Annotated in this window: 15 protein-coding genes; 10 read left to right on the forward strand and 5 right to left on the reverse strand. The window is 46.4% G+C overall.

Translation table 11 applies throughout. The features are described 5' to 3' along the window. From HUU58_08415 to HUU58_08430, 4 genes are all read right to left on the reverse strand, one after another. A partial coding sequence (locus tag HUU58_08415) for a 3-oxoacyl-ACP synthase (GenBank protein ID NUN45691.1) occupies positions 1–314 on the reverse strand: 314 nt, incomplete at its 3' end. 45 nt (positions 315–359) lie between these two features. Then, a complete protein-coding gene (gene plsX, locus HUU58_08420; GenBank protein ID NUN45692.1) occupies positions 360–1376 on the reverse strand; it encodes a phosphate acyltransferase PlsX in 1017 nt (338 codons plus the stop codon). A gap of 159 nt (positions 1377–1535) precedes the next feature. Further along, positions 1536–1718, reverse strand: coding sequence for a 50S ribosomal protein L32 (gene rpmF, locus HUU58_08425; GenBank protein NUN45693.1), 183 nt, complete (start codon positions 1716–1718; stop codon positions 1536–1538). A gap of 28 nt (positions 1719–1746) precedes the next feature. Continuing rightward, complete coding sequence (locus tag HUU58_08430; protein NUN45694.1) at positions 1747–2244, reverse strand: DUF177 domain-containing protein; 498 nt, start codon at positions 2242–2244, stop codon at positions 1747–1749. Between the two features lie 447 nt (positions 2245–2691). Here HUU58_08430 and HUU58_08435 point away from each other — a divergent pair, with 447 nt between their 5' ends. Next, a complete protein-coding gene (locus HUU58_08435) occupies positions 2692–4059 on the forward strand; it encodes a hypothetical protein (protein ID NUN45695.1) in 1368 nt (455 codons plus the stop codon). Here the strand turns inward: HUU58_08435 and HUU58_08440 are convergent. Continuing rightward, entirely contained in the window at positions 4047–5285 is a 1239-nt protein-coding gene (locus HUU58_08440; GenBank protein ID NUN45696.1) for an ABC transporter permease, read from the reverse strand. The genes HUU58_08435 and HUU58_08440 overlap by 13 nt on opposite strands. Positions 5286–5483: 198 nt before the next feature. On the opposite strand from HUU58_08440, the gene HUU58_08445 reads away from it, so the two are divergent. The 9 genes from HUU58_08445 to HUU58_08485 all read left to right on the forward strand — a co-directional run bounded on the left by HUU58_08445 (position 5484) and on the right by HUU58_08485 (position 14356). Next, positions 5484–6848 (forward strand): glycine--tRNA ligase, encoded by a 1365-nt coding sequence (locus tag HUU58_08445; GenBank protein NUN45697.1) that lies wholly within the window; start codon positions 5484–5486, stop codon positions 6846–6848. Between the two features lie 207 nt (positions 6849–7055). Continuing rightward, positions 7056–7439 carry a hypothetical protein gene (locus HUU58_08450; protein ID NUN45698.1) on the forward strand — a complete coding sequence of 128 codons (384 nt, stop codon included), beginning with the start codon at positions 7056–7058 and terminating at the stop codon, positions 7437–7439. After that, complete coding sequence (locus tag HUU58_08455) at positions 7423–8118, forward strand: hypothetical protein (protein NUN45699.1); 696 nt, start codon at positions 7423–7425, stop codon at positions 8116–8118. The genes HUU58_08450 and HUU58_08455 overlap by 17 nt, the downstream gene beginning before the upstream one ends. Next, complete coding sequence (locus tag HUU58_08460; protein ID NUN45700.1) at positions 8118–9179, forward strand: histidine kinase; 1062 nt, start codon at positions 8118–8120, stop codon at positions 9177–9179. The genes HUU58_08455 and HUU58_08460 overlap by 1 nt, the downstream gene beginning before the upstream one ends. Further along, positions 9176–9910 (forward strand): response regulator transcription factor, encoded by a 735-nt coding sequence (locus HUU58_08465; protein NUN45701.1) that lies wholly within the window; start codon positions 9176–9178, stop codon positions 9908–9910. The genes HUU58_08460 and HUU58_08465 overlap by 4 nt, the downstream gene beginning before the upstream one ends. A gap of 88 nt (positions 9911–9998) precedes the next feature. After that, positions 9999–11249: an efflux RND transporter periplasmic adaptor subunit gene (locus HUU58_08470; protein ID NUN45702.1), complete on the forward strand. Its 1251-nt coding sequence runs from the start codon at positions 9999–10001 to the stop codon at positions 11247–11249. 34 nt (positions 11250–11283) lie between these two features. After that, on the forward strand, positions 11284–11955 hold the full coding sequence (locus HUU58_08475) for an ABC transporter ATP-binding protein (protein NUN45703.1): 672 nt from the start codon (positions 11284–11286) through the stop codon (positions 11953–11955). 39 nt (positions 11956–11994) lie between these two features. Continuing rightward, positions 11995–13152, forward strand: coding sequence for an ABC transporter permease (locus HUU58_08480; GenBank protein ID NUN45704.1), 1158 nt, complete (start codon positions 11995–11997; stop codon positions 13150–13152). A 37-nt stretch (positions 13153–13189) separates the two neighbouring features. Further along, entirely contained in the window at positions 13190–14356 is a 1167-nt protein-coding gene (locus HUU58_08485; GenBank protein NUN45705.1) for an ABC transporter permease, read from the forward strand. Positions 14357–14439 lie beyond the last annotated feature (83 nt).

The following is a 14439-nucleotide window of genomic DNA, read 5'->3' on the forward strand; positions in this document are numbered from 1 at the left end:
CCAAGTCGTGCCTGTAAAAGACATGCGGTCGCCGGAAAAAACATATCCGGCGTAACGGTTCCTACAATGATCAAATCAATTTCGGCAGGATCTGTATTCGTTTGTTCCAAAAGACGTTTACAAGCTTCATAGGCAAGATCGGATGTGGCTTTACCTTTTTCTAAAATATGTCGTTCTTTGATACCGGTCCGCGTGGTTATCCATTCATCGGTGGTATCTACCATTTTCTCAAGCTCTTTATTGCTGAGAATTTGCTCGGGCACCCAGTGGGCAACACCCGAGATTTTTGCACGATACTTATTGCCTAACGCCATAATTCTTTTCTACTGCGGCATGCAGCACAGCGCGCAGTGTGTTAGTTATGATAATCGAATACGTTCTTTAATGACTTCGTTTATTTTTTTATCCACCATTTTTTGCGCAACCATGATCGCGTTGTACATGGCTTTGGGCGAAGAACTGCCGTGACCGATGATCACCACACCGTTTACACCCAACAAAGGAACGCCGCCATATTCTTCATAATTCATATCTTTAAAAACACCTTTGATGCCGGTCTTTGCCAACAGTAATTGGAGTTTCGTCATAAAACTCGACTCAGCGGCCTGTTTGAAACGGGCTTTGAGAAAACCGGGAACACTTTCTCCAAATTTTAATACGATATTTCCTACAAAACCGTCGCACACGATAACATCCGTCGTTCCCTTGAGAATGTCCCGACCTTCCACATTACCCGCAAAATTGAATAATTTTTTTTCTCGAAAAAGGGCGTTGGTTTCTTTGGTTACTTCATTTCCTTTGGAGTCTTCTTCACCGATACTCAAAAGCCCTACAGTGGGATTTTTTACACCCCACATCGCCTCCATATAAATACTACCCATGAGGCCAAACTGCAAAAGATGTTGCGGTTTACAATCCGAGACGGCACCCACATCAAGCACCAGAGAGCGCCCGCGGGCTGTCGGGAAAAAAGCACCTATTGTAGGACGTTGAACACCTTCGATCCGCCCAACGCCGAGTAACCCGGCTGTCATCATCGCTCCGGTATTGCCCATCCCGATAAACGCATCCGCTTGGCCGGATTTGACTAATTCCGCACCGCGATGAATCGAGGAACCGGACTTATTTCGCCAAGCGTCCGCCGGTGACTCATGCATATCGATGACAGATGTCGTATGTTCTAAGCGTAAAATATTGCCGCATAAATCACGACCTCCGCAGCGCTCGATCTCTTTCATTACTACATCTTTATCGCCGGTCAGAATGATTTCGTGATTTACGCCGGTAGATACCCATGCCCGAGCCGCCAAAATGACGCCGTCAATTATATGTTTGGGCGCTTCATCACCGCCCATCGCATCCACAACGATCTTCATTACCTTCTCCGACTTATATGCCTGTTCGTTTCATATTACGAAAAGACCGCGCCAATATACCGTTATCAACCCACATTATCAAACCGCAATTAAAAAAAAACCTGTCGTTGCCGTGGGAACAAGGACAGGTTTACTTAGACGATTTGAGCGCACTCCAAATCAGGCTTCGCGCGCGATCACGATCTGACGGCCATCGTAGTGCCCGCAGTTGGGGCACACACGGTGATGCATTTTGGGTTGACCACAGTTGGCACATTTGCCGACGGCGGCATTATCCAGTTTCCAGTGCGTACGACGTTTATCACGGCGCTGCTTTGAATGTCTGCGTTTGGGATTAGGCATGATATTCTCCTAAAATAATGTAAAATCGTTATTCGTTCACGGTCTGCGCATGCTCACATGCACGTTCATTGAGATTCGCTCCGCACTGTACACACAAACCTTTACAATCTTCATCGCAAAGAACTTTATGCGGCATCGCAAGCTCAATCGTATCTACAATATCTTTATCTAAAACGATTTGGTTTTCCTTGCGGACATCCAATAACCGTATTTCCGTTTCACCGCTCTGCGCGTTCCGCTCGCTCCGATGATCGGTGTAGATGACCTGAAAATCATCGGCCACATCTACACTTACATCCTCCAAACAACGGTCGCATACTAATCTCGCCTCCCCAATCACTTTCATCTTTATATAATAGACGTGATTGGTTTTGGTCAACACCGCGTCCGCCGAAATCGGTTTTTCGAAGTGATTCCGGCCTTCAAAATCAATACTGTTCAAGCCGATATCTTCGGCCTTAACATCAAAATGGAAACGGTGTTCACCGTCTCCTAAGCTTAAAATTTTGTCAATTTTCGCAACCAAGCGAACACCTAACTTCAATTTGATAAAACACTTATCAAATTTTGGGGCACGAAGATAGTTTTTTTTGTTTGGATTGTCAAGGGAAAAGAGGAGCTTTCAAGCTCTATATACATAGCTGCCCCATTAACGTCTATATCGCATCCTACCGCAAATCAATTTATTCAGCCAACTTCAATAGTCGGTCTTTCATCGGCTGAAAAAAAATTTGTTTTTGGCGCAAAATAAGATGTTCAACCTTTTTAATTTCAGACGGTTAATTAATATGTTCAGGCACTCAATCATGCACAAACATAAAATTCTAAAACAAATCCACAAAACATACATTGATATTTTTCACACAAACTAACCCACGCAAAAACAGCTACATCTTGATGTAGGTTGATGTTTTTGTAAGAAAGGTGGATTTTGCTCCATTCAATTTATACCTTCGCAACATCATTACATACAATGCACACATTCATCCAAAAATTCGTTTGGTTACCTCACGATCCCGGCCTCCCTCCGCTTGAATTCTGGAGAAAACGCATCACTATCGCCGTAGTAGCTGCCAACTGCATTATGGGAACCGCCGCATTGATCCCTACAATTCCATTTTTCATGCAAAGCGAAACGCCATGGATAGGCCTTATTTTCGTTGTGATGATGATCGGCATGTATTTCGCGTGGTTTTCTCAAAAACTATCACAATTAAAAAAGTCTATTTTAGTTACAGTCAGCTTTTTGATTGCCGGGACATTGTGTTTTAAACCCTTTGGTGCCGCGGGAGCAATATGCACTCTATTCGTCGCACATATCTTATCGTCATTACTTTTTCGTCCACGCCTTTTTCTTATAAGCCTTTCTTACATTTTTATCGTTTTTATCGTGGCCGGGTTTTACATGGATACCGGAAATACCATAGGTGATGACCAGTTTGAATCGCGTTATACATGGAACACCTGGTTCATCGTTATTTCTAATGTAATTGCAGCGCTCTTGACTATCGGCTGGGCAATTCACATAGTCATCAATAGTTTGGAACATTCACTGATCATGGAGAATTCTTCTCGATTAGCACTTCAAGAGGAAATAAATCAGCATAAAAGAACGCAAACCGAACGTATAAAACTAGAAGAAGAAGTATTCCATATGCAGAGAGCTCAGGCTATGCATCAGATGGCTGGCGGTGTTGCACACGACTTCAGCAATATATTAACCAGTACGCTCGGTTATCTTGCGCTTTTACAAGAACGGGTTCAGCATGACCCTAAAGCGATTGAAATGATAAGTTCGATGAATGCCGGAGCCCGGCGTGGGCGTCAACTTATTCGCCAATTGCTTATGTATAGCCGGCAAACCGAAGTGCATCAAGAAGCTTTTCAGCTTTCTCCTTTGATTGACGAATGTTATGATATGGTTAAACCCGCCTTAAAGCATATACGATATCAATTCATATCCGAAGTCAAAAATGACACTATATTTGGCGATCCGACACAAATGCATCAGGTGCTATTTAATCTGATGACAAATGCTATACAGGCCATGGATGGAAAAGGTCATTTGAGTGTCAAAGTAATCCCGGGACCGCACCAATATCTTCGAATTTTAGTTTCCGATACCGGCCCCGGCATAGCAACCGAAAATATTGATAAAATTTTTGAACCCTACTTCAGCACCAAGCCCCAAGGGCTCGGCACGGGATTGGGCCTTGCGGTGGTACAAAGCATTATACGAAATCACCATGGGGCTATTCGTGTTCGCTCCACACCCGGGCAAGGCGCCACATTTGAAATTGATTTGCCTTTGCAAAAACTTAATACGGATCAACCTTCATGACGGATGGCCTCCGCCGGATTTAGCTTGGATGCTAAAGCGGCGGGATATGTACCAAAAATAATTCCCACCATCACAGCTATACCTGAGACGGTCAGCAATGTGCCCCACGTAACGGAGGCTTGAAACGGTGTTGTAGCCATGTGGCTGATGATCACAGCCAAAAGCATGGCGCCGAGATACCCTAAAATCATCCCCAAAACGCTCCCCAAAAACGATACCACTACCGATTCCGATAAAAACTGAACCAATATATCGCGGCGCTTGGCACCGGCCGCTTTGCGAACACCGATTTCCATCGTACGCTGCGTGACTGAGATTAACAGTACATTCATCACACCGATACCGCCGACAAGCACTGAAATGCCGACGATAAACCCCATCACAATCCGAAATACAAGAAACCCTTTGGCCATCTGATCAACCCGTGATTTATTACTGGCTACGATCAATGTATCTCCCGCACTGACAGGGTGCGTATGGAGATAATTTTGTATATGCTCTTGCAGCGGTATCACGTTTTCTATCTGTGGTGTTTCAAACAATCCGATCGGCGGGTACTCGGTAAGCTTCGCTGAATCCATAAGCGAAATAGGCAGTATTGCTTCGGCGGTAGTTTCACGCGCCGCCGTAATCCCGATAATGGTATAAGTTTGCGCGCCGATATGTATCGATTTGCCAATTAACGCAGGAATCAAAGACGAATCTTTCGCAGATTGAAAAGCAAGAAACCGATTGATGACCGCAAATTTCCTTTTACCGTAGATATCCTCTTCCGATAAAACCCGGCCGTCCAATAAAGAATCTGCCCTTAAAACCATGGCCGAACTAAAATTGATCTGAGCGCCTACCCATTTGGATGAATCTACTTTTACCTCTGCACCATAAGTGGAAACTAATTGCGCGGTATGGGACATACGCAGTGAACTTTTCAGCGAATCAAATACGACCGGAGACAGTATGGCCAGGTCCGTTTTACGCATACGAACGCCGTCTGATTTTTTAAACGGCTCGCTGCTCACGATGACCATGTTCATGGACGTAGTTTGCAGTATCTGTTTACGAACGGATGCCTCCATACCTTCGATGAGGGCCAGCACCATCACCAAGGACGCCACACCGATCACGATTCCCAAAACTGAAAGAAAGGTATGAAAAAAACGCGCCTTCACATTATGCATTGTAAACGAAACGGCGCTACGGAAATTTTCAAAAAATGTCATTCGCATAACAACCCGGTTTTTAAATCTGTTTTATGTGCATGGTATACGTTTTCAATTCAAAAAGTTTCCTTTCAAATTTTATGGCCATTCATCAGTTGTAGTTTCAAATTGCAAATCATCGTGAATGTCAATATAATCCGTCGTTAAAATTAATTATGTCCGCACACATCCTATGTGCGGATTCACGTTGGTCAACGGAGCAGTATGAGCACGCAGAAGCCTCTTTCGGGAACAGAACTCATGGACAAAATCGTATCGCTATGCAAGCGGCGCGGATTTATTTTTCAATCGTCGGAAATTTACGGCGGCCTCAACGGATGCTGGGATTACGGCCCACTCGGCGTCGAACTTCTGAAGAATTATAAAGATGCTTGGTGGAAGGCCATGACCTTTCGGGACGATATCGAAGGTTTGGATGCCGCTATACTTATGCATCCGCGCGTATGGGAAGCCTCCGGTCACGTGGAAAATTTTACCGATCCGATGGTGGATTGCAAAGAATGTAAAGCGCGTTTTCGTGAAGACCAGATCGAGGATTCGATGTGCGGCAATAAAGCCTATCAAGGCCGGAAAGCACATAAATGTATGGCCGAAGGAAAGTTTACCGAAGCGCGACAATTTAATCTGATGTTCAAAACCTACATCGGACCGCTCGAAGACTCCAGCGCGGTAGTTTACCTTCGCCCGGAAACGGCGCAAGGCATCTATGTCAATTTTCACAATGTCAAAGATTCTTCCCGCCAAAAAGTACCGTTTGGTATCGCACAGATCGGCAAAGCCTTCCGCAATGAGATCAACACCAAAAACTTTTTATTCCGTACGCGGGAATTCGAACAAATGGAAATGCAGTTTTTTGTGAAGCCCGGTACGGATATGGAATGGTTTAATACGTGGAAAGAAAACCGTAAACAATGGTACCTTTCGCTCGGCTTTACGGAAGACAAACTAAAATTTCACGCGCATGAAAAACTGGCGCATTATGCGGCGGCGGCTTTTGATATCGAATTTCTTTTCCCCTTCGGATGGGGCGAAATTGAAGGTATACACAACCGTACGGATTTTGATCTCAAGCGCCATCAGGAATATTGCGGTAAGAATCTGGATTATTTTGACGATACGACCAAAGAAAAATACTTGCCGTATGTGATAGAAACATCGGCCGGCGCTTCGCGCGGTGTCATGGCTTCGCTGGTCAATGCGTATGCCGAAGAAGAAGCACCTACCGGCGACGGTAAAACGGAAACCCGCGTCGTGATGAAGTTTCATCCCACACTCGCACCGGTCAAAGCCGCTATTTTGCCTTTGGTCAAAAAAGACGGTATGCCGGAAGTGTCTATGACTTTATATAATGAACTCAAGAAGCATTATAAGATATTTTACGATGAATCCGCCACCGTCGGAAAACGCTACCGCCGGCAAGATGAAATCGGTACGCCGTATTGTTTTACGATCGATAGCGAGACACTGCAAAATCAAACCGTCACCGTCCGTCACCGCGACAGCATGACGCAGGAACGTATTGCAATGGATCAGGTTCTGCGGTTTCTCCGAGATAACTTGAACACTTAAAAGCATTGTGTGAAATAATACCGCTGCATGAGGGCGCATATTTGTCTTTCTAAAAAACAAAGACATTCATTTATATGCGCTCTTTTGCAACATATACTTGATCGCGTCGCCGTTCACCGACTTCCCGCCACCATTCACCGAAATGCGTGCAACAAAATTTATTTTCCTATGTATGTTTATGGCGTAAACAAAAACAAGGAAAAAGCCATGTTCACGCATCACTCTCATGACATAAAAAGACACCTGATCTGGGGCGTTGCCCTGATCGCAATCGGTTTCGTCGTGTTATTAGACCGATTGCACGTGTATGACATCGGCCCGTTGTGGAAATTCTGGCCTGTATTTTTGATCGTAGGCGGTATCAGCGATTTACTCAGTTACAACAAGGCGCGTCGCATCGCCGATGGCGTGTTTTGGATATTAACCGGCGGTTGGTTGCTCGCGGTACAGTTTTATGCATGGGGATTGACCTATCGCAACAGTTGGCCGTTTTTATTGATCGCCTGGGGCGTCAGTAAAATCACGAGAAGTTTATTAAACAAATATTATTTCACACCACAAACTACGACACATTATGAAAACGGACTCTAAAATCCCCGGGCAGGTTATCCTCGGAGTTATCGCCATCGTTCTCGGCGTTTTATTTCTCCTGGACAACCTCCGAATTATAGAAGACTTCAGGCTTTCGCGTTTATGGCCGGTTATCTTTATTATTTTCGGCGTCCTCAAAATTCGCCAATCGCGTACCGTACCGAGTTATTTTGTCGGCAGCGTATTGATATTCGTGGGTACGATCATGATTCTCCACAGACTTGGGATCATCTATTTCAGTTGGCACACATGGTGGCCGGTTTTTATGATCCTCGCCGGCGGTGCTTTTATACTCAAAGGTTTTTATCGCCATCGTGGACAGGACGAAACGAACATACCGAAAGCCGATAATGAACACGTCGTACAAGCAACAGCGATTTTCGGTGGCAACTCACGTATCATTGCCAGTCAGGATTTTAAAGGCGGCGAAGTAACGGCCGTCATGGGCGGATGTGAGATAGATTTGCGTCATGCTTCCGTCGCCGATGAGGCGACGATCCACGTGTTTGCATTATTCGGCGGTATTGATATCAAAGTGCCGACGGACTGGGCGGTATTTCTCAACGGCACACCGATTCTCGGCGGCTTTGATGACAAAACACTGCATCCCGCCGCTCAAACCAAACGCTTGCACATCCAAGGATATGCCATCATGGGCGGCGTTGAGGTTCGAAACTAATGCATCCTGTACTCGGCAACATTCGCAGTCTTGCATGGTACGCTCTGGTGTGGCTTTTTGCGGGTGTCCTGATCGCAAAGCTGATTTATTTTACCGGACGCGGTGATTGGGCGCAAGCTTTTGCATTTGCGATACCGCTCACATTGGTTTACGGATTCATCAATCTTTCGGCGTATTATGTCAGCCGTTCCTCGCCGCTCGCATCGGATCGCCGGCTTCGTGTGGTGCTCACAGCGTTATTCAACGCCATGCTCACCGCTTGTTTTTGGCTGGCACTGGCGATGGGATGGAATGTTATCCTGCATGAATGGCAGACGGCCATTGTCATGGATACCGGCACGACCATGATCATGATCGTCGTCGGCACGGTCTTGTACCTACTCTCCATAGCAATTTATTATGTGATGATGATGGCGCGGCAGGCCGAACAAGCCAAACAAAATGAATTGCAAAGTGCTGTGCTTTCAAGGGATGCCGAGTTGCGGATGCTTCGTGCGCAAATTGATCCGCATTTTTTATTCAACAGTCTCAACTCCATCAGCGCTCTGACGCATAGCGATCCTGACGGCGCGCGACGCATGACGGTGGAACTGGCCGCCTTTTTTCGTCAGACCCTGGCCCTTGCACAAAAGCCGCTGATCACTTTGCGTGAGGAATGGAATCTGTGTGAACATTTTTTGTCTGTTGAAAAAGTTCGATTCGGCAATCGTTTGACCGTAGAAATGATGTTACCCGAGCAATTGTACGATATACTTTTACCGCCCATGCTGATACAACCTTTAGCGGAAAACGCCGTCAAACACGGCATCGCACAGTGTGTTGAGGGTGGTACGATTCGTATTCATGCATTAACCGATGGACCGTATGCCCATATCGTTATCGAAAATCCAATGGAGGATGAATCATCCTATTCCGAAGGAACACATATCGGTTTGGATAATATCCGTAAACGTATTCAAAACCAATATGGTCGCGACGCCCGGCTCACCACCGAAAAACAAAACCGCCTATTTGTCGCTAAATTATCAATACCTGTTTCGCCCGGAGAAGTGTCAGCATGAATACACCACAACTTCGCGTTATCATCGTGGATGATGAAGCACTGGCTCGTCAGTTGATACGCGAATACCTCGCTTCGCATACAGATATCTCCGTCATCGAAGAATGCGCCAATGGGTTTGAAGCCGTCAAAGCAATCACGGAGATTCATCCCGATTTGGTTTTTCTTGACATCCAGATGCCTAAACTCTCTGGATTTGAAGTGTTAGAGTTAACCCAACGAAAGCACGGTGTGATTTTTACGACGGCGTATGATCAATATGCATTGAAGGCTTTTGAAGTGCATGCATTGGATTATTTACTCAAGCCGTTTAGCCGTGAACGTTTTGATGCGGCACTTGCGCATGCACGGCAACATATACAAGACGCAATCACATGGGAAGTTCCGTCGTCATTGACGTCGGATAAAAAAACAGAGCGTATTCTCATTCGCGATGGCGTACAGGTGCATGTGATACCCGTAACACAAATAGATTATATTGAAGCGCAGGACGACTACATTGCAATTTACACTGCCGGCAAGTGTTATCTTAAAACACAAACGTTGGCCGATATAGAGAAACAACTTGATCCGTCACGTTTTGTACGCATTCACCGTTCGTACATCGTCCATGTCGAACGTATTGCCCGAATAGAACTCTACGCCAAAGACAGCCGAACGGCAATTTTACGCGATGGCAAACAAATACCGATCAGTCGCTCCGGATATGATCATATCAAGCAGCTATTATGATTTGCATCGAATTATTGCAATTTTAAGTAATTTTACTGACTTTGGTTTCGTTTGAATAAAACATCACCGTCTATACAAAAACATAATTATGGCATCTGAAGCAGAAAAAGTAGATTTATCTTCGCTCCGTATTCAACGCGAGCCTATGAAATTTGATCCAGAAGACAAACGCTCCTCCGGTAGTTTAGTCAAATGGGCGCTGATCGTCATTGGCGTCGTAGCCATCGGGTTTATCGGCTATGTATCGCGCAATATGTTCAAATCAACACCGGTCGTGCAATTGACCACCGTAGCATTTGTAGCACAGGGCAGCGGTGGCGGCGTTCTGACGGCAAGCGGCTATATCGTGCCGCAGCGCAAAGCGTCCGTCGCTTCCAAGGGCACCGGTCGTTTAGTGTTTCTTGGCGTCGAAGAAGGCGACCGCGTCCAATCGGGTCAGGTCATTGCACGTTTGGAAAACAATGATATCCAAGCCGGACTCGAACAAGCCCGCGCCAATTTGCTCGTCGGTCAAGCGCAGGTCGAACAAACTGAAGCCGATCTGGAACGCGTGAAACGCAACTATGAACGAAATGAAACATTACTCAAAAGCAATGTCATTACCGATGCAGATTTTGAAATCGTTCGCGCCGAGTACCGTTCCGCACAGGCACGCGTGAATTCGGCCAAAGCCGGCGTAGCCGCGCTTCAAGCCGGGATCCATGCGACGGAAGTGGAATTGGAAAATACGATTATTCGTGCCCCGTTTGATGCAACGGTGCTTACCAAAAATGCCGACGTCGGTGAAATCGTAGCGCCGTTTGCGGCCGGAGCCAATTCCCGCGGCAATGTTGTGACACTGGCTGATATGAGTTCGTTGATGCTCGAAGCCGATGTTTCTGAATCCAACATCGAGCGCGTAAAAATCAAACAGCCTTGCGAAATCACGCTGGACGCGCTTCCGGAAAAGCGTTACCGCGGTGAAGTTTGGAAAGTCGTTCCGACGGCCGATCGTTCCAAAGCTACGATTTTGACCAAAATACGATTTATTGATATTGACAATCGTGTTTTACCTGAGATGAGTGCTAAAGTCAATTTTCTCACCGAAGCGATCAGCGACAGCGCGATGCAAGCCAAACCCAAACTGATGGTCAACACCTCCGCCGTCGTCGAACGAAACGGGCGTAAAGTCGCATTGAGTGTGGTCAGCGGAAAAATCCGCGCGATCCCCGTAATGACCGGTGAGCGTAACGGAAATAAAACCGAAATCGTAAACGGTCTCACGGCCGGCGATAAAGTCATTGACAATCCCACCGCCGATCTGAACGACGGCGACACCGTAACAACAGAACAAAAATAAAACATACATTATTCACTAAACCCGAGAACCAATTATGCCCGGATTAGTAGAAATTCAAAACGTAAGCAAAGCGTACCAACGCGGCAGCATGAGTATTCCTGTGCTGCAAAACATCAATCTTTCCATTGCCGACGGCGATTTCATGGCGCTGATGGGACCTTCCGGTTCCGGTAAATCCACGCTGCTCAATCTGATCGCCGGTATTGATAAACCGACGCAAGGATCTATCATCGTCGGCGGTACGGACGTCGCTTCGCTCAGCGAATCGGCTTTAGCTAAGTGGCGTTCCTATCACGTGGGATTCATTTTTCAGTTTTACAATCTTATGCCTGTCCTCACGGCCTATGAAAATGTGGAACTGCCGTTGCATCTGACCAATCTTTCTAAAAAAGAACGGGATGAACGTATTCAAAAAGTGCTCACCATCGTCGGTTTAGGCGATCGCATGAAACACTATCCCAATCAGCTTTCCGGCGGTCAGCAACAGCGTGTGGCCATTGCCCGCGCGATCGTCACCGATCCTACGCTGATCGTAGCCGACGAACCGACCGGCGATCTGGACCGCACTTCGGCCGAAGAAATCATGACGCTCATGACGCGCCTCAATCAGGAACTGGGTAAAACGATCGTCATGGTGACGCACGATCCGCACGCTGCCGAAAAAGCCAAAACCCAGCGCCACCTCGATAAAGGTACGTTGAGTTAAATCACTTAAACCTTCGACATCCAAAACGGACATAAATATATGCTCTTCAAAATGATGTTACGAAATGCGTTGCGCCACAAGCTGCGTACGATACTGACGATACTCGGTATCGCTATCGCCGTAGGCGCGTTTGGCCTTTTGCGAACGGTCATTACCTCATGGTATGCCGCCGTCGAAGCCGCCGCCGTGGATCGCCTTATCACACGGCAAGCCGTATCGTTTATTTTTCCTTTGCCTTACGCGTATCGTGATCAGATACTCAAAGTACCCGGCGTGGAAAAAGTCGGATATTTCAATTGGTTCCAAGGCGTATACAAAGATAAATCGGAATTTTTCCCGCGCATGGCCTGTGATCCGGAAACGATATTTGATGTATATCCCGAGTTCCTCGTCACACCGGAGGAAAAAGCCGCATTTCAAAAAGAACGCAACGCGTGCGTCGTCGGCGCGGACATTGCCAAAAAGCATAATCTGAAAATTGGCGATGTAATGAGTATCGAGGGCGATATTTATCCGGGGCGATGGGAATTTGTAATACGAGCGATTTATCAACCTAAAACGCCCGCGATTGACGCCACGCAAATGTTTTTTCATTGGACGTATCTCGACGAACGCATGAAACAAGATATGCCCGGGCGCGAAGGCAACGTCGGGTGGTACGCCGTCAAAATCAAAGACCCTAGCGAATCGGCCGCGGTATCCGAGGCGATTGATGCGATTTTCAAAAATTCCAACGCGGAAACCAAAACCGAAACCGAACGTGCTTTCAATCAAGGTTTTATCGGTGCGTACGGCGCCATCATCAACGGCATCAATATTATGGCGTTCATGATCATAGGGATCATCCTTTTGGTGTTAGCCAATACGATGATCATGTCGGCACGCGAACGTAACCGCGAATACGCCGTAATGAAAACACTCGGATTCACGGGCAAACACATTTTCGGCGTCGTGACCGGCGAATCAATTATTATCGGCATTCTCGGCGGTATAGCCGGTTATGCGGTCACGTTGTTCTTTGTCGGCGCCTTTTCCGTTGCGGTTCCAAAAAACTTCTTCCCTGTTTTTATTTTAGCGGATATTACGGTGATTCAGGAATTCTCGTTTGCAGTGATCGTAGGTATCCTCGCGGGTATTATCCCCGTTGTTCAGGCGATTAAAACGGATATCGTGGACGGTTTACGCTACGTCGGATAACAATAGCAATTGTGGATTGAATATAAAGGAAACTATCATGGTACCTATCAAATATATCGCCGGCGGTTTTAAACGCAGAGCTTTGACAACCTTCATCACGATTGCCGGTATCGCACTCGTCGTATTTGTTTATACGGCTGTTCTTATGATGTCATATGGTGTTGAAAAAACACTCGCTTCCGGCGGTTCCGAACGAAACGCCGTCATCGCACGCAAATCCTCGCAAGGCGAAATCTCAAGTATTCTCGATGGCGAAACGATCAATGTCATCATGACGCTGCCCCAAATCGCCAAAGGCGCCGACGGTAAACCGTTGGCTTCGGCCGAACCGGTCGTCGTGATCAATCTTGATCGCGTTGGCGGCGGTATCAGCAATATAACCGTTCGCGGAGTCGAACCGACAGCCATAACTTTGCGACCCAATATCCGCATCACGGAAGGCCGTATGTTTAATACAGGTTCGCGTGAAGTGATCGTGGGTACCTCCGTAACGGAGCGTTTTATCGGTGCACGTATGGGTGATAAGATCAAGTTTGCCAATGACTACTGGACTATTGTCGGTATAATGGATGCAAAAGGCAGCGCCTTCGAATCGGAAGTTTGGGGCGATGCCCGACAATTGCAAGCCGCATTCAATCGCGGCAATTCGGCTTCTACGATGAATGTTCGTATGGCGGACGGAGTAACAATCGAAGAATTTAAACAGGCTTTTGAAAACGATAAACGCCTGTCGCAGTTTGAACCTAAGACCGAAGTAAAATTTTACAAAGAACAATCCGAAGCGTTGGCCACATTTATCGTCGTGCTCGGAACTGCCATCACAATCATTTTTAGTTTCGGCGCCGTGATCGGAGCGATTATTACAATGTACACGGCCGTGGCTAACCGCATCACGGAAATCGGTACGTTACGTGCGCTCGGATTTCGCCGTCGCAGTGTTCTGGGAAGCTTTTTACTTGAAACGATTTTTATCTCTTTGTCCGGCGGCGTGATCGGTGTGATCATCGCCTCCTTTTTGCAGTTTTTCAAGATTTCAACGATGAATTTTAATTCATTTTCTGAGTTAGCTTTTTCGTTTTCGTTATCGCCGGGCATTATCATCAATGCATTGATTTTTTCGACGATCATGGGTTTGATCGGTGGTTTTTTCCCGTCCATCCGCGCGGCACGTCTCAAAATCGTGGATGCATTGCGTAACGCATAATTTTTTGAAAATATTTTGTAAGAGTTATCTTGTTTTGTGAACAATGAAGATACAACAACAGTATACTAACAACTAGAAAGGAG

The organism is bacterium (assembly GCA_013360215.1).
Lineage (GTDB): Bacteria > CLD3 > CLD3 > SB21 > SB21 > JABWCP01.